Annotated in this window: 23 protein-coding genes; 10 read left to right on the forward strand and 13 right to left on the reverse strand. The window is 55.1% G+C overall.

The genetic code is table 11. The annotated features are described in order from the left end of the window. Entirely contained in the window at positions 1 to 690 is a 690-nt protein-coding gene (locus ABIC80_RS15840) for a B3/B4 domain-containing protein (RefSeq protein WP_200580282.1), read from the reverse strand. A gap of 45 nt (positions 691 to 735) precedes the next feature. On the opposite strand from ABIC80_RS15840, the gene ABIC80_RS15845 reads away from it, so the two are divergent. Together ABIC80_RS15845 and ABIC80_RS15850 are read left to right on the forward strand one after the other, a co-directional pair. Further along, positions 736 to 1338, forward strand: coding sequence for a helix-turn-helix domain-containing protein (locus tag ABIC80_RS15845; protein ID WP_429177778.1), 603 nt, complete (start codon positions 736 to 738; stop codon positions 1336 to 1338). Positions 1339 to 1445: 107 nt separating this feature from the next. After that, complete coding sequence (locus ABIC80_RS15850; protein ID WP_429177779.1) at positions 1446 to 2618, forward strand: multidrug effflux MFS transporter; 1173 nt, start codon at positions 1446 to 1448, stop codon at positions 2616 to 2618. An 80-nt stretch (positions 2619 to 2698) separates the two neighbouring features. Here ABIC80_RS15850 and ABIC80_RS15855 read toward each other — a convergent pair whose 3' ends face one another. From ABIC80_RS15855 to ABIC80_RS15865, 3 genes are all read right to left on the reverse strand, one after another. Beyond that, positions 2699 to 3109 carry a lysozyme inhibitor LprI family protein gene (locus ABIC80_RS15855; protein ID WP_429177780.1) on the reverse strand — a complete coding sequence of 137 codons (411 nt, stop codon included), beginning with the start codon at positions 3107 to 3109 and terminating at the stop codon, positions 2699 to 2701. 109 nt (positions 3110 to 3218) lie between these two features. Further along, on the reverse strand, positions 3219 to 4172 hold the full coding sequence (locus ABIC80_RS15860) for an aldo/keto reductase (protein WP_429177781.1): 954 nt from the start codon (positions 4170 to 4172) through the stop codon (positions 3219 to 3221). Between the two features lie 61 nt (positions 4173 to 4233). Then, positions 4234 to 5169: a LysR substrate-binding domain-containing protein gene (locus ABIC80_RS15865; protein ID WP_429177826.1), complete on the reverse strand. Its 936-nt coding sequence runs from the start codon at positions 5167 to 5169 to the stop codon at positions 4234 to 4236. Between the two features lie 194 nt (positions 5170 to 5363). Between ABIC80_RS15865 and nfsB the strand changes: the two genes are divergently transcribed. Both nfsB and ABIC80_RS15875 read left to right on the forward strand, forming a co-directional pair. Then, on the forward strand, positions 5364 to 6017 hold the full coding sequence (nfsB, locus tag ABIC80_RS15870) for an oxygen-insensitive NAD(P)H nitroreductase (protein ID WP_429177782.1): 654 nt from the start codon (positions 5364 to 5366) through the stop codon (positions 6015 to 6017). A 225-nt stretch (positions 6018 to 6242) separates the two neighbouring features. After that, on the forward strand, positions 6243 to 6644 hold the full coding sequence (locus ABIC80_RS15875) for a type II TA system antitoxin MqsA family protein (RefSeq protein WP_042715055.1): 402 nt from the start codon (positions 6243 to 6245) through the stop codon (positions 6642 to 6644). A 57-nt stretch (positions 6645 to 6701) separates the two neighbouring features. Here the strand turns inward: ABIC80_RS15875 and ABIC80_RS15880 are convergent, their stop codons facing one another. The 6 genes from ABIC80_RS15880 to ABIC80_RS15905 form a co-directional block, all read right to left on the reverse strand. Continuing rightward, complete coding sequence (locus ABIC80_RS15880; protein WP_042715056.1) at positions 6702 to 7895, reverse strand: zinc-dependent alcohol dehydrogenase; 1194 nt, start codon at positions 7893 to 7895, stop codon at positions 6702 to 6704. 73 nt (positions 7896 to 7968) lie between these two features. Beyond that, on the reverse strand, positions 7969 to 8943 hold the full coding sequence (locus tag ABIC80_RS15885) for an ABC transporter ATP-binding protein (protein WP_054802734.1): 975 nt from the start codon (positions 8941 to 8943) through the stop codon (positions 7969 to 7971). Next, positions 8940 to 9923: an ABC transporter ATP-binding protein gene (locus tag ABIC80_RS15890; RefSeq protein WP_263753641.1), complete on the reverse strand. Its 984-nt coding sequence runs from the start codon at positions 9921 to 9923 to the stop codon at positions 8940 to 8942. The genes ABIC80_RS15885 and ABIC80_RS15890 overlap by 4 nt, the downstream gene beginning before the upstream one ends. After that, positions 9920 to 10867, reverse strand: coding sequence for an oligopeptide ABC transporter permease (opp4C, locus tag ABIC80_RS15895; RefSeq protein WP_200135116.1), 948 nt, complete (start codon positions 10865 to 10867; stop codon positions 9920 to 9922). Before opp4C ends, ABIC80_RS15890 begins: the two co-directional genes overlap by 4 nt. 2 nt (positions 10868 to 10869) lie before the next feature. Beyond that, positions 10870 to 11826, reverse strand: a complete 957-nt coding sequence (locus ABIC80_RS15900) for an ABC transporter permease (RefSeq protein ID WP_094422692.1) — start codon at positions 11824 to 11826, stop codon at positions 10870 to 10872. 47 nt (positions 11827 to 11873) lie between these two features. Further along, a complete protein-coding gene (locus tag ABIC80_RS15905; RefSeq protein WP_376746596.1) occupies positions 11874 to 13499 on the reverse strand; it encodes an ABC transporter substrate-binding protein in 1626 nt (541 codons plus the stop codon). Between the two features lie 707 nt (positions 13500 to 14206). Between ABIC80_RS15905 and ABIC80_RS15910 the strand changes: the two genes are divergently transcribed. Both ABIC80_RS15910 and ABIC80_RS15915 read left to right on the forward strand, forming a co-directional pair. Beyond that, complete coding sequence (locus ABIC80_RS15910) at positions 14207 to 15061, forward strand: hypothetical protein (RefSeq protein WP_429177783.1); 855 nt, start codon at positions 14207 to 14209, stop codon at positions 15059 to 15061. A gap of 49 nt (positions 15062 to 15110) precedes the next feature. Continuing rightward, positions 15111 to 15950 carry a helix-turn-helix transcriptional regulator gene (locus ABIC80_RS15915; protein ID WP_042715068.1) on the forward strand — a complete coding sequence of 280 codons (840 nt, stop codon included), beginning with the start codon at positions 15111 to 15113 and terminating at the stop codon, positions 15948 to 15950. A 188-nt stretch (positions 15951 to 16138) separates the two neighbouring features. On the opposite strand, the gene ABIC80_RS15920 is transcribed toward ABIC80_RS15915, so the two are convergent. From ABIC80_RS15920 to ABIC80_RS15930, 3 genes are all read right to left on the reverse strand, one after another. Then, positions 16139 to 16348, reverse strand: coding sequence for a hypothetical protein (locus ABIC80_RS15920; RefSeq protein ID WP_042715070.1), 210 nt, complete (start codon positions 16346 to 16348; stop codon positions 16139 to 16141). Between the two features lie 123 nt (positions 16349 to 16471). Further along, entirely contained in the window at positions 16472 to 16915 is a 444-nt protein-coding gene (locus tag ABIC80_RS15925) for a hypothetical protein (protein WP_429177784.1), read from the reverse strand. Between the two features lie 201 nt (positions 16916 to 17116). Beyond that, entirely contained in the window at positions 17117 to 18073 is a 957-nt protein-coding gene (locus ABIC80_RS15930; protein WP_042715073.1) for a LacI family DNA-binding transcriptional regulator, read from the reverse strand. Positions 18074 to 18365: 292 nt separating this feature from the next. On the opposite strand from ABIC80_RS15930, the gene ABIC80_RS15935 reads away from it, so the two are divergent. The 4 genes from ABIC80_RS15935 to ABIC80_RS15950 are packed head-to-tail and all read left to right on the forward strand — an operon-like array spanning position 18366 to position 21738. Then, complete coding sequence (locus tag ABIC80_RS15935; RefSeq protein ID WP_042715075.1) at positions 18366 to 18680, forward strand: PTS sugar transporter subunit IIB; 315 nt, start codon at positions 18366 to 18368, stop codon at positions 18678 to 18680. Positions 18681 to 18691: 11 nt separating this feature from the next. Next, the gene (locus tag ABIC80_RS15940) at positions 18692 to 20023 is read left to right on the forward strand and encodes a PTS sugar transporter subunit IIC (protein ID WP_042715077.1); all 1332 of its coding nucleotides are present in this window, start codon (positions 18692 to 18694) and stop codon (positions 20021 to 20023) included. A gap of 12 nt (positions 20024 to 20035) precedes the next feature. Next, entirely contained in the window at positions 20036 to 21427 is a 1392-nt protein-coding gene (locus ABIC80_RS15945) for a glycoside hydrolase family 1 protein (RefSeq protein WP_429177785.1), read from the forward strand. 5 nt (positions 21428 to 21432) lie between these two features. Further along, a complete protein-coding gene (locus tag ABIC80_RS15950) occupies positions 21433 to 21738 on the forward strand; it encodes a PTS lactose/cellobiose transporter subunit IIA (protein WP_094422682.1) in 306 nt (101 codons plus the stop codon). Positions 21739 to 21791 lie beyond the last annotated feature (53 nt).

Here is a 21791-nt window from a genome sequence, read left to right on the forward strand (position 1 = left end):
TTACGCAAACCCAATCAGGCTTTTTTCAGTGTGGCAACCCGGCATCATACGGCCTAACCCGGCGATCAGTTCGTCGCCTGCCTCACATAATGCATCGAGCGGCATCGCCGGCAGACTCTCAAGGATAAACCACATCTGGCTGTCTGCCGCGCTCAGACGCGTACGCACACCCTGACGCCAGTTCCAGCGTCGACAGGTTACACCCTGCTCATCGCGCCAGATAACCTCTCCTGGCTCCGGTGATTCCAGCGCCAGTTCGCCCTCTTTCATGGTATCGAACGGCTCGCTGCCATCGGCCAGCGTCAGGCAGGGCGCGCCGACATACGCGGCGATATTTTCGCCACCTACCGGCACAGCGTAGCGCAAACTGATGGCGTTATAGAGATCGACTACCGGGTCAATGGCGGGCAGGACGCCGTCTCGCAACACGCGTTTTCGCAAAGCCTGGGCAGAACAGGGCGTGCGTTTGGGTTTCGCGCCAAACTGTTTAAACACTTCATCCCAGGCCGCCAGGTGCGCATCCGCCCACGAAGGCTCGCCCGCCGTGACCAGTGCACAAGCATGCTTTAACGCCTCTTCGCCCACCTGCGGGTGAATCAGCGGCGCGGCCTGCAGCGAGATGCTGATAGCGCGAAAGCCGGGCGCCAGCACGGCAAGACGCGCATCGATTGACGGCTGAACGGAAAGCATTGGATAATCCTTTTTAGTGACCATTTTATTGCACAGTATCGACCGATGACCAAAAAAGTCAATAAACCGACCGACTCCGGCGCGGATATCCAGCGTGTCAGTGAAGCGGTTGCCGCGCGAATTAAAGCGTTTCGTAAGCAGCAAAAACTCTCGCTGGATGAGCTCTCCCGCCGGGCGGGCGTCAGCAAAGGTATGCTGGTCGAGATTGAAAAATGTCTCGCCAACCCGAGCATCGCGCTGCTGTGTAAAATTGCAGCGGCGATGGGCGTCTCGGTGGCCGACATTGTTGATGTCGCCAGTAAACCGCTGGCGCATCTGATTGCCAAAGAGGATATTCCGCTGCTCTGGCGCGGCGAGAAAGGCGGCAGCGCGCGCCTGCTGGCGGGCACCAGCGGGCCAGATATGCTTGAGCTGTGGCGCTGGGAGATCTTTCCCGGTGAGCGTTTTACCTCACCCGGCCATCCGGTCGGCACCGTCGAGTTGCTGCACGTTGAACGCGGTACGCTGACGTTAGAGGTCGCGCAAACATCGCTGGTTATTGCCGAAGGGTGCTCTGCCGTGGCGCAAACCGATGTGCCGCACCACTACGCCAACGATGGCGACCTCCCCGTGGTCTTTACCATGACGGTCAGTGAACGCCACGCCTGAGCCCGCATTAACGCCATGATGATTTAATGGCGTTATGCTTTGTGTCGCCCTGCTTAAGTTAACGCGCCGCGCTGTCGGCACCCTCTTCGTGACTTAATCAGGATCTTATGCAAACCAAGCTACACGGGCCGCTGTTTCTCGCGATCCTCAGCGCGCTGATGGCCTTCACCTCCCTGTCGACGGATATCTATCTGCCCGCGATGCCGCTGATGGCGCGCGAGCTGCAGGGCGATGTCGAACTGACCATCACTGGATTTTTGATGGGCTTCGCGCTGGCGCAGCTGGTGTGGGGGCCGGTGAGCGATGCCATCGGTCGCCGCAAGCCGCTGTTTATCGGCATGGTACTGTTTATCATCGGCTCGGCGGGGTGTGCGTTATCGACGGAGATCCATCAGATGGTGTTCTGGCGCGTGTTTCAGGCATTTGGTGCCTGTACCGGGCCGATGCTGGCGCGGGCGATGATCCGCGACCTCTTTGTGCGTACCCGGGCGGCGCAGATGCTCTCCACCCTGACCATTATTATGGCGATCGCCCCGATTATCGGGCCGCTGGCGGGCGGGCAGATTATTAAGTTCACCACCTGGCATGCGGCCTTCTGGATCCTGGTGGTGATTGGCGGGCTGATGTTTGTCTCCCTCTTCGCGCTGCCGGAAACCCTGCCCGCTGAGAAGCGCATTCATGCGTCGCTGGCGGGCGTATTTCGTAACTACTTCACGCTGCTGCGCAATCGCGCGTTTATGCGTTACACGCTGTGCGTCACCTTTTTCTATGTCTCCGCGTACGCCTTCGTCACCGGCTCGCCGTTCGTTTATATCGGCTATTACGACGTCGCGCCGCAGCATTTTGGCTGGCTGTTTGCGCTCAATATTGTTGGTCTGATGGGGATGAGTGCCGTTAACCGACTGCTGGTGCAGCGCCATCCGCTCGATAAATTGCTGAAGATCGCCGTCACGCTGGCCGCCCTCGCGGGCATAGTGCTGGCGCTGCTGGTGAAGCTGCAATTCGGTGGTCTGGTTGCAGTGCTGATTACGGTGTTTGTCTTCTTTTCGATGAACGGCATTATCGCCGCCGCCTCGACCGCCGCCGCGCTGGATACCGTCCCGGCCTTTGCCGGCTCAGCCTCGGCGCTGATTGGCTCGCTGCAATATGGCAGCGGCATTATCTCTTCCCTGCTGCTGGCCACGTTTCGCGACGGCACGCCGTGGACAATGGCGTGGATCATGGCGCTGTTCGCCGTCGCCAGCGCCGCGATGGCCTGGCGGGTCGGCTCCCAGCAATAGAGGGCGATGCCGGATGGCGGCTTGCGCCTTATCCGGCCTACGGGGTTTGCAGGCCGGATAAGCATCGAGGTATGGCGGGTTTAAAGCCGGATTTTATTAATCTGATCAATACGCAACGTATTCATATTAAGAATGCAACCTAACATAGCTTCACCAAATACATGGGTGCCCATCGCTTGTGTGCCCACCAGTTCACAGTAGCTGTTTCTGTACTGAAGCCACTCTTTCTGATTCTGCTTATAGGTTGCCAGCATGCGGTCTTTCTGCTCCTGAGAGCCGAGCCACCAGCGCATGTAGTCAAAAGAGGCGATCTCTTTCAGCTTCGCTTCATAAGCCTTATTCAGCGCAGCCTCGGAGGTATCGTTTAAATCCGCCAGGCACTCATCATTGTTTTCGCCATATTGTTCGATGCAGTGGGAAATGCTTTTTTGCGTGGAATAAGCATGATGGCTAAACAGCAGGAGCAGGGAAACCAGGGCGTAAGCTTTCATAATCTTTATTACAGCCGACAGTGAAGGTGGCGCGATTATAAAGCCTTATTTTATGAAGTGGAGAAGTTCGTAGGCCCGGTAAGCAGCGCGCCACCGGGCATTTAGCGGTTTATGCGCCGGCTTTATTCAGTGCGGCGATCTCATCGGTAGAGAGGTTCAGCGCCACGGCGGTAGCGAAGCTCTCGACGTGCGCAGTTTTGGTCGCGCTGGCAATCGGCGCGGTGACGCCCGGTTGGTTAATAAGCCAGGCGAGCGCCACTTCGGCGGGTTTCACATTATGATTCGCCGCCACCTTATCGAGTGCGTCGAGAATGGCGAAGCCGCGCGGATTCAGGTATTTGGCGATGCCCTGCCCGCGCTGGCTCTGGCTAAGATCGCTTTCGCTGCGATATTTTCCTGACAGGAAGCCGGAAGCGAGGCTGTAGTAGGTCACCACGCCAATATTTTCCCGCACCGTTAAATCCTGCAACGCGCCTTCAAAGCTCTCGCGATCGTAGAGGTTATATTCCGGTTGCAGCACCTGGTAGCGCGGCAGCCCTTTCTCGTCCGCTACTTTCAGCGATTCTGCCAGCTGTTGGGCGTCGAGGTTGGACGCGCCAATCGCGCGGATTTTCCCCGCTTTCAGCAGCTTTTCATAAGCGCCTAACGTTTCATCGTAGGGCGTTTCGCTATCCGGCCAGTGGGAGAAGTAGAGGTCGATATAGTCCGTTTGCAGGCGACGAAGTGAGTCATCAACCGCCTGCTCAATCCAGCGTGCCGAGAGCCCTTTTTTGCCGGGTTCGCCCATATCGGCGCCCACTTTAGTAAACAGGGTGATCTTGTTGCGATGACCCGGGTGCGCCGCCAGCCACTTACCAATAATGGTTTCCGATTCGCCACCCTTGTTGCCCGGTGCCCATGCAGAGTAAACGTCTGCCGTATCGATCGCCGTAAAGCCCTTTTCCAGTAACGCGTCCAGCAAACTGAAGCTCTGCTGCTCATCGACGGTCCAGCCGAACACATTGCCGCCAAAAACTAATGCCGGGATCTGTAACCCCGTGGTGCCTAATGAACGTAATGCCATCGCCACTTCCTCCTGTGAAGGTCAAACTTTAAGCCTGGCGCGTAATGGCGATCGCTTTTGGTTATCCGTGCGGTTTTTCCGCCGCCAGGCTGCGCAACTGCGCGGTTACCGGTCGTAATGTTTCCCGTAAAACCGCGTGCAGGTGGCGAATCGCCGGGGAGAACTGTTTGCGATGCGGGCAGATAAGGTTAAGCGGCGCGGCCTCGCCGGGATGCTGCGGCAGCAACACCTCCAGCCGCCCGGCCAGCACATCGGCGCTGATGTCGATCCACGACTTGTAGACAATACCCATCCCTTCCACCGCCCAGCGGCGGGCGACATCCGCGTCGTCGCACAACATGCGGCTTTTGACGATCAGTTGTCGGCGCAGGCCATTTTCCGGAAAGCTCCATTTGTCATACACCTGGTTGTTCATGGTGAAGAGCAGACAGTGATGGTTAACCACCTCATCAAGGGTTTGCGGCCTGCCGTGCTGCGCCAGATAAGCGGGCGACGCAGCGAGCACACGGCGGTTATCTTCGGCAATCGGCAGCGCTACATAGCTGCTGTTATCCAGCACGCCGTAGCGGATAGCAACATCCACCGGATCGCGAAACACATCGCTAAGCTGATCGGAAAGGGAGAGGCGCAGAGAGACCTTCGGGTACTGGGCGCAAAAACGGGTGATGATCGGCAGCAGCACGTTGCGCCCCAGATCGGATGGCACCGCCATGCGCAGCTCGCCCTGCGGTTCGTTATCGCCGCTGTGCAGGCTCTCTGCTCCGGCACGCACCACCTCCAGCATCTCCTGGGCGAAGGGGAGATACTTTTCGCCTTCGGCGGTTAAGCGCAGGCTACGGGTCGAGCGCACAAACAGGCGCTTATCGAGATCGCGCTCCAGGCGGTGCACCGCTGCGCTGACCTGGCCGGGGAGCAGCCCGGCTTCGCGCGCGGCGTTAGAAAAACTGCCCAGCAGCGCCGAGCGAACAAACAGCGTGACATCTTCCAGCCGAATCATCATCTCTCCGAACGGCAAATAACAAGCGCTTCTGTTGTGCCAGAAAAGCGGGCGCAGGCAAACCGCATTTTCACTTTGCGAGTGAAAGTGTTGCCGTTTTTCACTAATTTATCTTCGCTGGCGTTGCGTTTATCCTCGGCGACTCTACGGGACGGTGCGCCCCACGTTATTTGAATGTTCGCCAGGAGAGAAAAATGACCCTTGATGAAGCCGTAATTTCCCGCCATACCGTCAAAGCCTTCGACCCCGCTCAGCGCGTGCCGCAGGAGAAGATCGACACCCTGCTCAACGTGCTGCAAAACAGCCCCTCTTCCGTTAACTCGCAGCCGTGGCACTTTGTTGTTGCCTCAAGCGAGGAGGGACGCGCGGCGATGGCGAAATCCGCCACCAGCAACTTCATCTATAACAAACCGAAAATTGCCGATGCCTCACACGTGATTGCGCTCTGCATGCGCAGCGATCTCGATGAAGCCCACCTGCAAGAGGTGCTGGCACAGGAGGAGAAGGATGGCCGCTTTGTGGCTGACGGCGCGAAAGCGGGTCAGGATAAGGGCCGCCGCTCCTATGTCGATCTGCACCGCTATGAGCAGCGCGATCTGCCGCAGTGGATGGAGAAACAGGTCTATCTGGCGCTCGGCGGCCTGCTGCTCAGCGCAGCGATGCTCGGCATCGATGCCACGCCGATGGAGGGATTTGACGCGCGTGAACTCGACCTGGCGCTGGGCCTGCGCGAGAAAGGGCTGACCAGCGTCGTGCTGGTATCGCTCGGCGTGCGCAGCGAGCAGGATTTTAACGCCGCGCTGCCTAAATCCCGCCTGCCGCGCGACGAGATCTTCACCTTTATCTAAAAATGGAAGCCCGGTTCACCGGGCTTCTTATTTGTTGCATTCTCTTGCAGGCCAACCAGTCCATCACCCGCATTTCCCTACTTTCCCGCTTTGACCAGGACATTGCATGCGGTAGTTTTTTACCCTATTTGCATAATTTAACGTTCAGTCTGGAAGAGGCAGAAACTCTATCTGAAGTTAATCGTCTCTGACGATGTACTGATCGTGTCGTTTAAGGAGAGATAAATGAAATGCCCTGTTTGCGGCGCTGCGGGACTCAAACATGACACCCGCAACATTGAATACCGTTACAAAGGGAAAGTGACTACGCTCACTGCCATCGCAGGCGAGTACTGCGACGCATGTGGAGAGATCATTTTTGACCGTCTGAACGGTGAACATTACTCAAAACAGGTTGCAGCTTTTGTCCGCAAAGTTAACGCCGAAGAAGTTGATCCTCAGTTTATTGCCACCATCCGAAAGCGGTTTAATCTCGATCAGCGCCAGGCGGCAGAGATGTTTGGCGGCGGCGCAAACGCCTTTAGCCGATACGAAACCGGGCGTGTTGCCCCGCCAAGACCTTTAGTTTTGCTCTTTAAGGCGCTGGACAAGCATCCAGAGCTTTTCGAGGAACTAAAACATGCCTGAAAGCCCGGTTCACCGGGCTTTTTGCTTGTCTGCCCGGCGAACCGGGCATGAACGGGGTTAGATCGTCGCTTTCGCGGCGTTGAGCCCCGGAACGAGGATCACTTTGCGGCAATCTTCTGCATGCTTATCGAAGATCTCATAGCCGCGGGCGGCCTCTTCGAGCGGCATATGGTGCGTTACAATCTCTTCCGGTTTGAGATGGCCGGACTCAATCAGCGGCAGCAGGTCTGGCAAGAATGAGTGGACGTGAGTCTGCCCCATTTTGAAGGTCAGCCCCTTATCGAAGGCGTCGCCAAACATAAAGGCGTGAATAAACCCGGCGTAGACGCCCGGCACGCTGACAATCCCACCGCGCCGCACGGCGGCAATCGCCTGGCGCAATACTTTGCCGCTGCTGCCCTCGATTTTCAGGGTGCTGAGCACCGTTTCGGTGGTGCTGCCTTTGGCTTCAAAGCCCACGGCATCAATCACCGCATCAACGCCGCGATGTCCGGGCGTGTTTTCGATAATCCACGCCGCCGGATCGTCATTCTTATCAAAGTTGATGGGAATAACGCCGTAGCGGTCGCGGGCGAAGGCGAGCCGGTAGTCGCTGTCATCGATCATGAAAATCTGTTCAGCCCCTTCCAGACGGGCGCACGCCGCCGACAGCAGCCCGACAGGGCCCGCGCCGTAAATCGCCACGCTTGAGCCCTGTTTAATTTCGGCGTTTTTTACCGCCTGCCAGGCCGTGGGCAGAATATCGGAGAGGAACAGCACCTTCTCGTCAGAGAGCGTATCCGGCACTTTAAACGGCCCGGTATTGGCCTTCGGCACGCGGACATACTCCGCCTGGCCACCGGGAATACCGCCATAGAGATCGCTGTAGCCAAACAGCGCCGCCGGCGGAGTAATGCCTTTTCGGTTTAGCGCTGCACCTTTGCCTTCGTTCGTTTCCGAACAGGCGGAGTATTGATGGAGCTTACAGAAAAAACATTCGCCGCAGGCGATAACAAACGGGATCACCACCCGGTCGCCCTTGCTGACCGCATGCACGCCAGCCCCGGTCTCGACCACTTCGCCCATAAACTCATGGCCGAAGATGTCACCGTGATGCGTACCGGGGATTTTGCCGTGATAGAGGTGCAGATCCGAGCCGCAAATTGCCGTTGCGGTCACGCGGAGGATAATATCATCCGCCGCCTGGATAATCGGATCGGGGTGGTTATCGACGCTGACTTTATGTGAACCGTGATAAGTAAGTGCTCTCATGTACCGTGTTCCCCATGATTTCAGACAGGACTGATAAGCATAGAACAGCCTGGGGAAGCACGGCGAAGCGGCACTACATCTTATCCACCCAGTGGCAGGCAACATGATGCCCGGAAGCCACTTCACGCAGCGCTGGTGCCTGTTCACGGCAGATCTCCGTGGCGTGCGGGCAGCGCGACGAAAAGCGGCAGCCCGGCGGCGGTCGCGAAGGGTCAGGGATCTCGCCCTGCACCGCCGCTACCGGCTCACGCAGCGGATCGAGAGTCGGCACAGCAGCCAGCAGCGCACGGGTATAGGGGTGCAGCGGCTGGTTGAAGAGCGTGTCGCGGCTGGCGGTCTCCACCAGTTGCCCGAGATACATCACCGCCACGTCATCGCACAGATGTTCGACCACGCCGAGATCGTGGGAGATAAAGAGAAACGTGACGCCGAAGTCGTCGCGAAGATCGGCGAACAGGTTAATAATCTGCGCCTGAATGGAGACATCCAGCGCCGAAATCGGCTCGTCGGCAATAATAAAGTCGGGGTTGAGGATCAGCGCGCGGGCAATGCCAATTCGCTGGCGCTGGCCGCCGGAAAACTCATGGGGAAAGCGGTTGTAGTGCTGCGGTGCCAGCCCGCAAATCTTCATCACCGCAATAACCTTGTCATACAGCTCTGCGCGGGTGCAGAGCTTATGCTCCAGCATCGCTTCACCAATCGCATCGCCGATGCGAATGCGCGGATTGAGCGAGCTGTAGGGATCCTGAAACACCAGCTGAATTTTCGGTCGCAGGGCGCGCAGCGCCTTCGCCGGGAGATCGCCCAGCTCCTGGCCGCGATATTTCACGCTGCCCGCGGTTTTGTCGTACAGCCCCAGCAGCGTACGTCCGACGGTAGTTTTGCCGCTGCCGGATTCGCCGACCAGGCCAAAAATGGTGCCAGGGCGAATGTTAAAACTGACGCCATCAACCGCGCGCACCTCTCCGGTCTGCTGACCAAACAGCCCGTCGCGCAGCGGGAAGTACTTCTTCAGGTCGTTAACTTCAATCACATACTCTGCGCTCATGCCTGCGGCTCCGTTAACGCACTGTGAATACAGGCCGCCTGCCGGGTCTCGTCGCCCACCAGCGGCGGAATGCCGCGCCGACAGGCGTCGGTCGCGCGCTCGCAGCGATCGTAAAATGCGCACCACGGTGGCAGTTCAGCCAGATCGGGCACCTGGCCGGGAATCGAGTAGAGCCGACGCCGCCGCTCGCCCGGCACCGGACGCGAGGCGATCAGCCCTTTGGTGTAGGGGTGCAGCGGATGACGTAACACGTCGGCGGTTGGTCCCTGCTCAACAATCCGCCCGGCGTACATCACCACCACATGCTCCGCCATCTGCGCGATCACGCCCAGATCGTGAGTGATCAACATCAGCGCCATATCGTGCGCCTGCGCCTGGTCGCGCAGCAGCCGCAGGATTTGCGCCTGCACGGTGACATCCAGCGCGGTAGTTGGCTCATCGGCGATTAACAGCTTCGGCTGGCAGCTCAGTGCCATAGCTATCATGATGCGTTGCAGCATGCCGCCGGAGAGTTGATGCGGATAGCTGCTCATCAGGCTCTCTGCCCGCGCCAGCCCCACTTCAGCAATTAATTGCGTTGCGCGCTGCCAGGCCGCTTTCGGCGACAGTCCGCGATGGCGGATCAGCGGTTCGCACAGCTGCTCACCGATGGTCAGCACCGGGTTGAGGGCGGTCATCGGCTCCTGGAAAATCATCGCCAGCTGGTTGCCGCGCAGATCGGCCATTTTCGACGGCTTCAGGCGCAGCAGATCCTCGCCCTGAAAGCGGATTTCCCCGCCGTCGATGCGCGCCGCCTGCGGTGGCAGCAGGCCCATCAGCGACATCGCCGTGACGCTTTTTCCACAGCCGGATTCACCGACCACGCCGATAGTCTGCCCGGCCTGAATGGCAAAGGAGACCTCCTGCACGGCGCGTACGCGCCCCTGCTCTGCGGCGAAAGAGACGGAAAGTTGGTTAAACGTGACCAGCGGTTCGCTCATTTCAGGCTCCGTTTCATTTTCGGATCGAGCGCATCGCGCAGGCCATCGCCCAGCACGTTAATGGCAATCACGGTAATAAAAATGGCGATCCCTGGCGGCATCCACAGCCACGGACGGCGTTGAAAATCGATCAGGCTGTTAGCGGCATCCATCATATTGCCCCACGATGGCGTCGGCGGTACTACGCCCATGCCAAGGTAGCTGAGCGCCGACTCCATCAGAATGGCGTTCGCCACCGCCATGGTCGCCATCACCACCAGAATCGGCACCGTGTTGGGCAACAGGTGACCAAACAGACGACGGCGCGAGGAGAGGCCCAGCACTTGGGTTGCCAGCATAAAATCGCGCTCGCGCAGGGAGAGGATCTGCCCGCGCACCAGCCGCGCCAGCTTCGGCCACTCCAGCAGGCTGAGCATCACCACCACCATGTAAATACGCGACTCGGCGGGGAAATCGAGCTCCGACAGCATCGCCCCGGCGACAATCAGCAGCGGCAGGCTTGGGATGGTCATCACCAGATCCGCCAGCCGCATAATCACTTTATCGGTCCAGCCGCCCGCATAGCCCGACAGCGCGCCAAGCAGGTAGCCGAGCGCCACGGAGAGCAGCATGGTCAGCAGGCCAATAATCAGCGAGATACGTCCGGCCAGCAGCAGGCGGGTATAAACATCACGCCCGAGGAAGTCGGTGCCCAGCCAGTGCTCAGCACCAGGAGGTTTGTTGATCATCAGCGCATCGGTGGCGTCGTTTTTCCACGGCGACCAGATTGGCCCGACAATGCACCAGACAGCCATCACAATCAGCGCCAGCAGGCAGAGCATCGCCAGCCGGTTGTGACGCAGCGCACGCCACGCCTGTCGCCACGGTGACGGCGTCGCCTGAGCCAGCGCCGGGATCTCTGCTTTGCGCAGACGGCGGTTGGTTGAGAAGAGTGAACCCAGCATCATCACCTCACCCGGATACGCGGGTCAGCCCACGCGTAGAGCACATCGGCAATCAGGTTGCCGACAATGGTTAATACCGCCAGGAAGAGGGTGAAACCCATCAGCACGGGGTAATCCCGCGCGGCCAGCGAATCGATATGAATATGCCCGGCACCCGGCCAGTTAAACACTTTTTCAGTGATGATCGCCCCGGAAAAGAGCCCCGGCAGCTCAAAACCGAGCAGAGTGATAATCGGCAGCAGGGCATTGCGCAGCGCGTGTTTGAAGATCACCGTGCGCTCGCGCAGCCCTTTGGCGCGGGCGGTGCGGATAAAGTCCATCTTCACCACATCGAGCATGCTGGCGCGGAAGTAGCGCGTCAGGCTGCCCGCCTGCAACATCACCAGCGCCAGCACCGGCAGCGCCAGATGCGCGGCAACCTGCATCACCCACGCCCAGCCGCTTTCATCGCTGCCGGTATTGGTCATGCCGCCCACCGGCAGCCAGTGCAGATCGACGGCGAACCACTTAATCAGCAGCAGGCAGAGGAAAAAGGTCGGAAAGGACATGGCGGCGAAGACCACCACGCTCACCACGTGGTCAAACAGCGAATTGGGTTTCAGCGCTGAAGCAATGCCGACCGCGAGGCCGATCCCCCAGTAGAAGACCAGCGCCACGCTTGCCAGCAGGAAGGAGTTCCAGATGTACTGGTTCAGCAGTTGGCTGACCGGGATCTGGTATTGCAGCGAGAAGCCGAGATCGCCGCGCAGCAGCTGGCCGAGCCAGTGCAGATAGCGGGTAAAAAGGGGCTGATCGAGGCCGTAAATCGCTTTCAGTTCAGCGGCGCGGGCGGCGGTCAGGGTGATATTGCCGTCGATAAAGTCGCCGGGTGTTTTGGCGAACAGCATAAAGATGATCAGTGAAGCCAGCAGCAGCATTGGCACGGTTTGCAGCAGCCGCCTGAGGATAAAGTTTCCCATAACGCTCTCATGCCCGCCGCCGGGCAGTCCCGGCGGCGGTGAAGGTCTTACTTAACGATTTTGACATCCGGCAGGCTGCCGGTCAGGCCGTTATAGATGTCCGGTTTGAAGCCGGTCACGCGGGCGCTGCTCGCCGACAAAATCTGGCGGTAGCCAAGGAGAATCACCGGCGGATCGTCGGCCAGCACTTTATAGAGCTGGTGGTAGATCGGTTTGCGTTTCTCAACATCCAGTTCGGCGTTGCCTTCGTTAATCAGCTTATCGACCTGCGGATTGTTATAGCCCGACTCTTTCGATTCCGTGCTGTAGTAATCCCAGACGCCATCATGGGGATCGTTCAGCGTGCTGGTGCTAAACGAGGCGAGATCATAGTTGCCCGCTTTGCGCTGGGACATCAGAGCGTTGAAGTCCACCACCTGCGGTTTCAGCAACACGCCAATCTGCTGCCAGTTCTCTTTGGCGATAGGGATCAGCGCATCGTTGAGCACTTTTTTGCTCACCAGCAGCGTCAGTTCGAGGCGTTTGCCATCTTTTACGCGGATGCCATCCGGGCCCGGTTTCCAGCCTGCTTCATCAAGCAACTTTTTCGCCTGTGCCGGATCGTACTTGTAGGGGTTTACGCCATCGGCGTTATAGGCCCAGGAGATAGGCGCGATCGGCTCAATCGCCACTTTGCCGTAGCCCTGATAGACCACATCAATCAGTTTCTGGCGATCGAGGCCATAAATCAGCGCCTGACGCACTTTCGCATCCTGCAACGCCGGGCGATGCACGTTGAACTCCACTTTGCTGTAGTCGCTGGAGCCGTAGAGGTTGATATTGGCGAAGCCCAGCATTTTGAGCTGCTCAATATCATCCGGGCGCGAGGTAAAGGCGTCGTAATCGGTCTCGCCGGTCTGGAAAAGCTGGAAGTTGGTCGACGGGTTGGTCACGCGATAGATAAAGCGCGGCGTCGGCGGTGTACCACGGTAGAAATGGGTATTGGCGTGGAAGCGGATCTCCTGGCCCGGAATGTATTTGTCGTAGACGTACGGCCCGTTACCGAGCGGCTTGCCGTGCAGCGTGCGTAAATAGTCGAGATTGCCGCGCTGATACCCTTTGCCGTAATAGGCTTTCGACAGCACTGGCCCGCCGATTTTCGCCAGCGTCGTCGCGCCCGGCTGGGTGGTGGTCACTTGCAGCGTGTGGGCATCGATCACTTTCAGGCCGCTGACGCTCTCCGCTTTGCCCGCTTTATACTCCGCGCCGCCCGCGATATTCGCTAACGTGATATCGGTATCGCCGTCATATTTCGGGTCATAAAGCACGGTTAAGGTGAACGCCACATCTTCTGCGGTGAGCGGTGAACCGTCGCTAAAGGTCAAGTTGGGGCGCAGCTTGATGGTGTAGACCTTATTGTCCGGGCTGATGGTCCAGCTCTCAGCCAGGCCCGGCACCAGCTTGCCGTGGCTATCCCAGTCGATCAGGCGTGAGAAGATGACGTTAGTGACGTTCTCATCCCAACCGTTAACGAAAAAGTAGGGGTTAAAAATGCCCTGCGGCTCAGAGATGCCGGCCACAACGGTATCTTTACGTAATTTCGCCGCCGTCGGGATCTGGCTGGCATCCGTTGCGGGTGTGATGCCCTCTTTTAAGGGTTCATCGGCGAAAGAGGCGGTGGAAAACGCCACCATGCCGCTGAGCAACGCAATTTTCAGCGCAAGGGTGAAGTGCGTGGGCTTTGTTGTTAAGCGATTCAGTAACCTGGCCAAAATTGCTCCCTCATCAAGTCATTGCATGTAATTTACAAATCATGACGAAAGATAAGAGTCGCACTTCAACCTGTCTAACAACGAAAACGTATGGCTTATAGCAAACTGACCTTAGCAATCTTATGGCTAACCAGCTGACTTTTTTAGCTAAGGATTTACCTGGCTATCCTCTATAAAGACCACGCAATAAATCACGCGGATGGTGCCCGGCCGACCGGTGGGAGAGTGTGACAATGGCTTAGCAAGCTGGTTAGTCAGCCAGGCGTAATAAAAATACCCGCTTGAGATTATTTATTGAACAGGCCATTATTATTTGCAGACAAAAAGAAAAAACAGAAGAATATTCTTAACGAAAGCGCAATTCCTGCTAATTATCTACAGAGAGATTATTATCACTAAAAGCTTTTTTCCATGAGATAATAAATTCCTGGTTTTACTTATCGCTTTATTACTGCCTGAATCACGCTATTCTGGGGCTGAATACACAATTTTATGTGACACAGATCACATAAAATTGTCTGTTTGCCGCTAACCCTTTTTTTGCCGATTTGAAAAAAGCAGCAACAAAAAATATCTTACTTAATAGACCAGGAGGTTGCTTTAACCATTTAACGATGAGGGTTAAATAAATGGCATCACAACAGTGCCGCATGGGGAATAGTAATAAAAACAATCACACTTCAGGAATATTAATTACTCTTTATCATGCCCGCCGCGACATCATTTGCTTTGGTATAGTAGGTTTTATGTTGGCGATACTGAGTACATTTTATTACCCTCAACAATGGCTAACATCACTCACCATCAGCTCTGCAGAAAAATTTTCTCTTTATCCCCTGATGGCCTGTATACAAAACTTTTATGGTGCTGAAGTGGTAATTGAAGCTGACGATTTTTTTAATGACTACCTTATTTACTTAAAAAGAGTTATCGCTCGCGGTGAGTGGCAGGATATCTATCTTGATGATTCCAACCCTAATCAAATTAGAATATCCCTACTCTCGTGGTTTGCCGGCGCGCAGAATACGTCAATTCAGTTGGTGCTGCAGCAAGCGAACAATGAGCAGCAGAGCATGATTAACGAAATCAGTAAATGTTATTTAGAAGATATTAACCACACGTTTTACCGTATAGATAAAGAGTCTTATCAACTCTATCCCGTGCGAATGCGCTACAGCATCAGGATGTTTGTTGCTACTGCCATGGGAGTGATTGGCGTCAGTTTATTTGTTCTGCTCAGGGAAAAATGGCGGCAACTTGCCAGAGACTTTTACTATCAAAGAAACGAGGACGTTATGGAACGGAATAGCCATGAGCCGGATCGGTTCAAAGAAAATTGTACTGAAGAGAAATACTGGCAAGACGAAGAAGGCAATAAGAAAAAAAGGGTTGCAGACGGAACTATTGCAGCAATAACCATCTATTTAATCATGTTGGTCGTCAGCTTAATTTGGCTCGGTCTGGAAATTTACACCGGGCTTTAAAAAGGAAATACCTCTCATACTTGCAGGTATAAATAAAGGGAGTTTTTGTATGTCTGCTGAGATCATCGTCTTTAGCTATTCCTGGCCTGCGCTCCTGGCCATCACCGCATTTTTTGAAAAAAACAGTTTTATCGTTATAAAAATATACCAGGATGAGCAAAAGCTTTTAGAGGCCCTGCATAAAAACACCTCACTCCCCTTAATCATTGATGCGTCACCGCACCGCAAGGTATTACTTATTGCAGCGGTCGCCTCAACGTCACGCCTGCGCGCCGTTTTCTTTACCGCGCGTAAAATCCATCTCAATGACAAAGTCGTTGCTGAATTTTATTTTGAAGAGAAGCGCTGCATAACGCATTCGAAACTGATTACCCTGACGCGTGCAGAGATAGAGACAGCGATGCGTGTGGATCGCTCACCGGTCTGCCTCTCGCCGGGTATTATGCGACCAAGAATGATGAATCTGCTCTATGACAGGCAAACGTTATATAAAGAGATTCAAGACAAAATCTATCACCGGCTTTATTTGCTGGGTGCAACGCCCAATGAGATTAATACCCTGCGACTGCTTATTGCTGGTTTCTCCATACAAAAAATAGCGGAATTAAAGAACCTACAGATTAAGACCATATATGCCTACAAATCACAACTCGCGCAAAAAATTGAGCACACCATGTCTTCCCGTGAGTTGATTCGCGTATTAAGCGTTGAGGATAAAAATCAGGATAACGAGTGCCTTAACCATTTGTATAAGACCCGCTGTAATAATGAGAGAGCGCTCTGCGAAACCTGCCCGCTTTACCATTTCTGCTATGACTCAGAATCTGACAAGTGTAATTTACCCTGCCATGAAGGATGTAAAACAGGGACAGATGAGAACCCTCCCTGATCACGTTATTTAATCTGATAGTGAAATCAGGGGCTTTATAACTCACGGGCATCTCGCTATATTCCACTCATTATTTCTGCGCTTTCAGAACGCATTCGCCTGGGCATTAGGGATTATTCCAGCCTTCTTTTTTGCATTGAAGGTAGTGCCCAGACGAATGCTTTTTATTTTCTGCACGCCTGCCTGTTTCAGGTTTTCTCATCAGCATGATTTTTAATCAGGCTGACCGCCACCACCTCTATCTCGCGCAGCGTCATATATTTCAGCCGATCCCCATCAAGCTCCAGTCGGACTGTGCGAAATACACGCCCATCCGTCAGGGAGACCAGCGGACAATAGAGGCGGCTGGCGAGGTTAGTAATGCCAGCGACTTTCCAGAGGCTCTCTCTCTTTTCCACGGCTATTCTCCTTGGCTCTGCGGCGGCCTGCCAAAAAAAAGCCGGTCCACAGACCGGCAAATCTAACAAGTCGTACAAGTCAGACCATCAACGCAGGGGTATATGAAAAAACGCACTCTCAATTCAGTAACAGGCTGCCATTTGCATGGTGTGGCAGCAGGGTGAGAACCATTCAATATCATCGGAATAACGTCGGCTTTCTGGCTTAAACGGCACGCTGTAGCTGGTCAGCCGTGAACGGTTATCGCTAAGCCCCATAAAACAGGTGCAGCAGGATGCACACAGATCGCAAGAGAGGGGGCACTCTGACAGGTTGCGGAAATAGTCGTGATGCCGCAGCCCATCAGGGTCGATTCTTTTTTGCTTTTCGCCGGCGATGCGGACGAAATGTCTGGCCACAGCATTGCGGCCAGTGGGAAGAAGGGGGGTAAATGAATCCGTCGACACCTGTACGATTGCAGCGGATATTGGCTTCTGAATATGTGAATCCGCAGGCATGGCGACCATCATAATAATAAAAGCGAACAGGATTTTTATCCCTGAATCACATATATTCGAGTGCCGCATAGCTACCTTCCTTATTAAAAGAATGGATTTTACAGGTACGACTCGATACCGATTAAGCTCCCTTAAAATCGATGTATGATAGGTTTGTTTATTTTCTATTACATTTCAATAGCGAAGGATGAGTTTGGGAAAGGTTAACCGCCGAAGAGAGTATTCTTATCCGCTATAAAATAAAAAGCCTCCGTCTGGAGGCCCATTTATTTAGCGTTTTCTTACGTCCGGAATAATTAAATCCCCACGAACGCGATATGTCCCTAATACGCTCTGCGTTTTTTCATTGAGCCACGACACAATACGCGCGGCCATTGCATCCATTGAATATTCAATCGCCGGAATCGTCGGAATACCCGGCAGATGCAGCGAGCCGGCGAGGCTGAAGACCATAATATCTTCCGGCACCGACTTATTAAACGCCTGTAACTGCGGGATCACGCGCTGCGCTTCCTGCTCATCGGCAACCAGTAAGGCGTTGAAGTTAAGCGTGGTGGCATTGTTCAGCAGCACCTGCAGCGCCACGGATGATGAGGTGTCATCCATAAACACCAGGTTGCGGTTAAAGGGCAGGAAATTGTTTTCCAGCGCCAGTTTATAACCGTGCAGCACCTGTTCGGCGGCGGCATTATGCGGGTGAATAAGCGCGATCTGACGACGGCCCTGGCTTGTCAGGTAGTTGCAGGCGGTTTCGGCGGCAAAGGCGCGATCGAACTGAATGCTGTTAAGGGTGGTATCGGCAGACTCGACGCAATCCACGAGAATCACATTTTCGTCGTCAATAGATAGCGGAAAACGGGCACCAATAATCAGCACGTCGTCACACAGCCCGCAGGTGAGTTCATCCAGCGCGCTCATCACCTCCGTTTTGGTGTTAGCAAAGCGCAGCAGCAGGTGCTTCTGGCTCTGGCTGAGATGCTTCTCTAGTGCGTAAAGATAACCAGTGGTCTGGTTAACGTTCTCCTGAGCGCAGATCACGCCGATGCAGCCTGTCGACTGGCTGAGCAGCGACTGGGCGATAACATTGGGCCGATAGTTCAGCTCGTCGACCGCTTTCAGTACCGCGAGACGGCTGGCTTCCTTCACGCCGCGCGAACCGCTCAACACCCGTGAGACTGTGGCTTTCGACACCCCAGCTAAACGTGATACGTCGTTGATTGTAGACATCTTTCTCCCCTGGCAGGCGCAAGGTGCGCCCGCAAAAAACAGACACTGCAATGGCTAATCTATAACCACCGCGAGTATAGCCGTTTCTTTTTTTCATGGAAACCGATTTTCCATTTGCGCCGTTTTGCCTGTTCAAATGGCGCAATTTCGTGACGGAAATCCAATAACTCAGCCTTATTATTTACAGATATTGACAGCTATCACACTTCTATGGCGAATCCATGGAAACCGGTTTCCATATGATATCCAATCGTCTCCGCAATAACTTTTTACACTTCGAGGACGGTTAACGATGTTCAGGATCATGTTGTGTTGCTCAGCCGGTATGTCCACCAGTCTGCTGGTCAGAAAAATGGAAGAGGCGGCGAAAGCCCGCGATATCCCGGTTGAGATCGACGCGTACGGCGTAGCTGAGTTTGATCTGCAGTTTCCACGCTACCAGGTCGTGCTTCTCGGTCCACAAGTTAAATACATGTTAAAAACACTGGCAGAAAAGGCCGCCGCCCAGGGCATTCCGGTACAACCCATCAACCCGATGGATTACGGCATGCAACGTGGCGACGAGGTACTGGACTATGCTCTGTCGCTGATTGAAGCGGCACATTAAAAGGTGTTCTTATGAGTTCCCTCTACCAATCCATGATTACGGTGATTGAGCAAAGCATCACGCCGCTGGCCGGTCGTCTTGGTCAGCAAAAGTACGTTATCGCCATCCGCGACGGCTTTACCGCCGCGCTGCCGTTTATGATCATCGGCTCGTTTATGCTGGTGTTTATCTTCCCGCCCTTTTCAGCGGATACCACCGTCGGCTTCGCCCGCGCGTGGCTTGATTTCTCGACCGAATACCGTGAACAGCTGATGTTGCCATTTAACCTCAGCATGGGGGTGATGACCTTTTTCATCTCTGTCGGCATTGGTGCCAGTCTCGGTCGCCAGTTTAATCTCGACCCGGTAATGACCGGCCTGCTGGCGTTTATGGCCTTTCTGCTGGTCGCCGCGCCTTACAAAGATGGCACCATCTCGACGCAGTATCTCTCGGGGCAGGGTATCTTTACGGCGCTGATCACCTCGATCTACTCGTCACGGGTTTATGCCTGGCTGAAGCAGCACAAGATCACTATTCGTCTGCCGAAAGAGGTGCCGACCGGCGTGGCCCGCTCGTTTGAGATCCTCATTCCGGTGCTGGTGATTATTGGCACGCTGCACCCGCTCAACCTCTTTATCGAAGCGCAAACCGGCATGATTATGCCGCAGGCGATTATGCACCTGCTTGAGCCGCTGGTTTCCGCCTCCGACTCGCTGCCCGCGGTGCTGCTCTCTGTGCTGCTGTGCCAGATTTTCTGGTTCGCCGGCATCCACGGTTCGCTGATTGTCACCGGCATCATGAACCCGTTCTGGATGGCCAACCTCTCCGCAAACCAGGCCGCACTGGCGGCGGGAGCGGCGTTACCGCACGTCTATCTGCAGGGTTTCTGGGATCACTATCTGCTGATTGGCGGCGTCGGCTCCACGTTACCGCTGGCCTTCCTGCTGCTGCGCAGCCGCGTCGCCCATCTGCGTACCATCGGCAAAATGGGCGTGGTGCCGAGCTTCTTTAATATCAACGAACCGATTCTCTTCGGTGCGCCGATCATCATGAACCCGATGCTGTTTGTGCCTTTTGTCTGCGTGCCGCTGATTAACGCCGTGCTCGCCTGGACCGCCACCAAAATGGGGCTGCTGGCACAGGTCGTTTCCCTGACGCCATGGACAACGCCTGCGCCAATCGGTGCTTCATGGGCGGCAAACTGGGCCTTTAGCCCGCTGGTAATGTGTTTGATCTGTATGGTGATGTCCGCCCTGATGTATCTGCCTTTCCTGCGCGCTTATGAGCACTCGCTGATGAAAGCAGAAGAGGAAAAAGCCGCGCAGAGCAGCGCCCCGATGGCGGAAACCGTCAGCAGTAATTAAAAGGAGTCGGTAATGAAATATGAATTTCCCGCAAACTTCTGGTGGGGCAGCGCCTGCTCTGCGCTGCAAACCGAAGGGGAAAGCGAACAGGGCGGTAAAAGCGCCACCACGTGGGATGCCTGGTTTGCCCGTCAGCCGTGGCGTTTTCATCAGCAGGTGGGGCCGCAGCAGACGTCGACCTTCTACCGCCACTGGCAGCAGGATATCGCCCTGCTCAAAGAGCTTAAGCACAACAGCTTTCGCACCTCACTGAGCTGGGCGCGCCTTATCCCGGACGGTACCGGCGAGGTGAACCCGCAGGCGGTAGCGTTTTATAACAGCGTGATTGACGAACTGCTGGCGCAGGGCATTACGCCGTTTATTACCCTGTTCCACTTCGATATGCCGATGGTGATGCAGGAGAAGGGCGGCTGGGAGAGTCGGGAAGTGGTCGACGCCTTCAGCCGCTATGCGCAGATCTGCTTTGAGCTGTTCGGCGATCGCGTGCATCACTGGTTCACCTTCAACGAGCCGATTGTGCCGGTGGAAGGCGGTTATCTTTACGATTTCCACTACCCGAACGTGGTCGATTTTAAACGTGCGGCCACGGTGGCTTACAACACGGTTCTGGCTCACGCCAGCGCGGTGCGCGCCTTTCGTGCCGGGCATCATCCCGGTGAGATTGGCATCGTGCTCAACCTGACGCCCTCTTATCCGCGCTCGCAGCACCCGGCGGATGTGAAGGCGGCGCACTACGCTGACTTACTGTTTAACCGCAGTTTTCTCGACCCGGTACTGCGTGGCGAGTATCCCGCTGACCTGGTGGCGCTGCTGAAAGAGCACAATCAGCTGCCCGCCTGCCAGCCGGAGGATATTGCGCTGATTGCAGAAGGGAAGATCGATCTGCTCGGCATCAACTATTACCAGCCGCGGCGGGTAAAGTGCCGGGAGAGCGCGGTCAATCCCGATTCACCGTTTATGCCGGAGTGGTTGTTTGATTATTACGATATGCCGGGCCGTAAAATGAACCCTTATCGCGGGTGGGAAATTTATGAACCGGGTATTTACGATATTCTCACCAACCTGCGCATTAATTACGGTAACCCACGCTGTTTTATTTCCGAAAACGGTATGGGCGTCGAGAATGAACAGCGCTTTATTGAAAATAGCCAAATAAACGATAGCTACCGAATTAATTTCGTTCGCGATCACCTTATCTGGCTGCATAAAGGGATTAGCGAAGGCAGCAACTGTCTTGGCTACCATATGTGGACCTTTATTGATAACTGGTCGTGGTGTAATGCCTATAAAAACCGCTACGGTTTCGTGCAATTAGATCTCGACACCCAACAACGCACCGTTAAAAAAAGCGGAGAGTGGTTTGCCGCCACCGCTGAGAATAATGGTTTCACTACTCAGGATTAAAAATTATGGTCGCACTTGAAGAGGCGGTAATGGAGATTATCGTCAACGCCGGGCAGTCGCGCAGCCTCTGCTTTGAAGCCCTGCGCTCCGCGCGTGAAGGCAACATCGATGAAGCGAAACTGCTGTTGAAAGAGGCCGATGGCTATGCCCGCCAGGCACACCAGATGCAAACCAAATTAATCGAACAGGATGCTGGCGAAGGCCGTCAGCCGATGACCTTAATTATGGTGCATGCGCAGGACCATTTAATGACGTCGTTATTAGCTCGTGAATTATCTGAGGAGATCGTTCAGCTTTATCAGCGTAACTGAATGGAGAAGTGATTACGGTAAATCTTAATACGTCTGTACCCAACTTAATAAAA

Source organism: Kosakonia sp. 1610 (genome assembly GCF_050435845.1).
In the GTDB taxonomy this organism is placed as follows: domain Bacteria; phylum Pseudomonadota; class Gammaproteobacteria; order Enterobacterales; family Enterobacteriaceae; genus Kosakonia; species Kosakonia cowanii.

Bases quoted from the DNA above. Each gene is read 5' to 3' on its own strand.
- ABIC80_RS15840 (WP_200580282.1), bottom strand. From the start codon at position 690: ATGCTTTCCGTTCAGCCGTCAATCGATGCGCGTCTTGCCGTGCTGGCG.
- ABIC80_RS15910 (WP_429177783.1), top strand. From the start codon at position 14,207: ATGGCATCACAACAGTGCCGCATGGGGAATAGTAATAAAAACAATCAC.
- ABIC80_RS15875 (WP_042715055.1), top strand. From the start codon at position 6,243: ATGAAATGCCCTGTTTGCGGCGCTGCGGGACTCAAACATGACACCCGC.
- ABIC80_RS15950 (WP_094422682.1), top strand. From the start codon at position 21,433: ATGGTCGCACTTGAAGAGGCGGTAATGGAGATTATCGTCAACGCCGGG.
- ABIC80_RS15880 (WP_042715056.1), bottom strand. From the start codon at position 7,895: ATGAGAGCACTTACTTATCACGGTTCACATAAAGTCAGCGTCGATAAC.
- ABIC80_RS15855 (WP_429177780.1), bottom strand. From the start codon at position 3,109: ATGAAAGCTTACGCCCTGGTTTCCCTGCTCCTGCTGTTTAGCCATCAT.
- ABIC80_RS15905 (WP_376746596.1), bottom strand. From the start codon at position 13,499: ATGGTGGCGTTTTCCACCGCCTCTTTCGCCGATGAACCCTTAAAAGAG.
- ABIC80_RS15900 (WP_094422692.1), bottom strand. From the start codon at position 11,826: ATGGGAAACTTTATCCTCAGGCGGCTGCTGCAAACCGTGCCAATGCTG.
- nfsB (WP_429177782.1), top strand. From the start codon at position 5,364: ATGACCCTTGATGAAGCCGTAATTTCCCGCCATACCGTCAAAGCCTTC.
- ABIC80_RS15925 (WP_429177784.1), bottom strand. From the start codon at position 16,915: ATGCGGCACTCGAATATATGTGATTCAGGGATAAAAATCCTGTTCGCT.
- ABIC80_RS15845 (WP_429177778.1), top strand. From the start codon at position 736: ATGACCAAAAAAGTCAATAAACCGACCGACTCCGGCGCGGATATCCAG.
- ABIC80_RS15850 (WP_429177779.1), top strand. From the start codon at position 1,446: ATGCAAACCAAGCTACACGGGCCGCTGTTTCTCGCGATCCTCAGCGCG.
- ABIC80_RS15935 (WP_042715075.1), top strand. From the start codon at position 18,366: ATGTTCAGGATCATGTTGTGTTGCTCAGCCGGTATGTCCACCAGTCTG.
- ABIC80_RS15890 (WP_263753641.1), bottom strand. From the start codon at position 9,923: ATGAGCGAACCGCTGGTCACGTTTAACCAACTTTCCGTCTCTTTCGCC.
- ABIC80_RS15930 (WP_042715073.1), bottom strand. From the start codon at position 18,073: ATGTCTACAATCAACGACGTATCACGTTTAGCTGGGGTGTCGAAAGCC.
- ABIC80_RS15940 (WP_042715077.1), top strand. From the start codon at position 18,692: ATGAGTTCCCTCTACCAATCCATGATTACGGTGATTGAGCAAAGCATC.
- ABIC80_RS15915 (WP_042715068.1), top strand. From the start codon at position 15,111: ATGTCTGCTGAGATCATCGTCTTTAGCTATTCCTGGCCTGCGCTCCTG.
- ABIC80_RS15865 (WP_429177826.1), bottom strand. From the start codon at position 5,169: ATGATTCGGCTGGAAGATGTCACGCTGTTTGTTCGCTCGGCGCTGCTG.
- ABIC80_RS15885 (WP_054802734.1), bottom strand. From the start codon at position 8,943: ATGAGCGCAGAGTATGTGATTGAAGTTAACGACCTGAAGAAGTACTTC.
- ABIC80_RS15945 (WP_429177785.1), top strand. From the start codon at position 20,036: ATGAAATATGAATTTCCCGCAAACTTCTGGTGGGGCAGCGCCTGCTCT.
- ABIC80_RS15860 (WP_429177781.1), bottom strand. From the start codon at position 4,172: ATGGCATTACGTTCATTAGGCACCACGGGGTTACAGATCCCGGCATTA.
- opp4C (WP_200135116.1), bottom strand. From the start codon at position 10,867: ATGCTGGGTTCACTCTTCTCAACCAACCGCCGTCTGCGCAAAGCAGAG.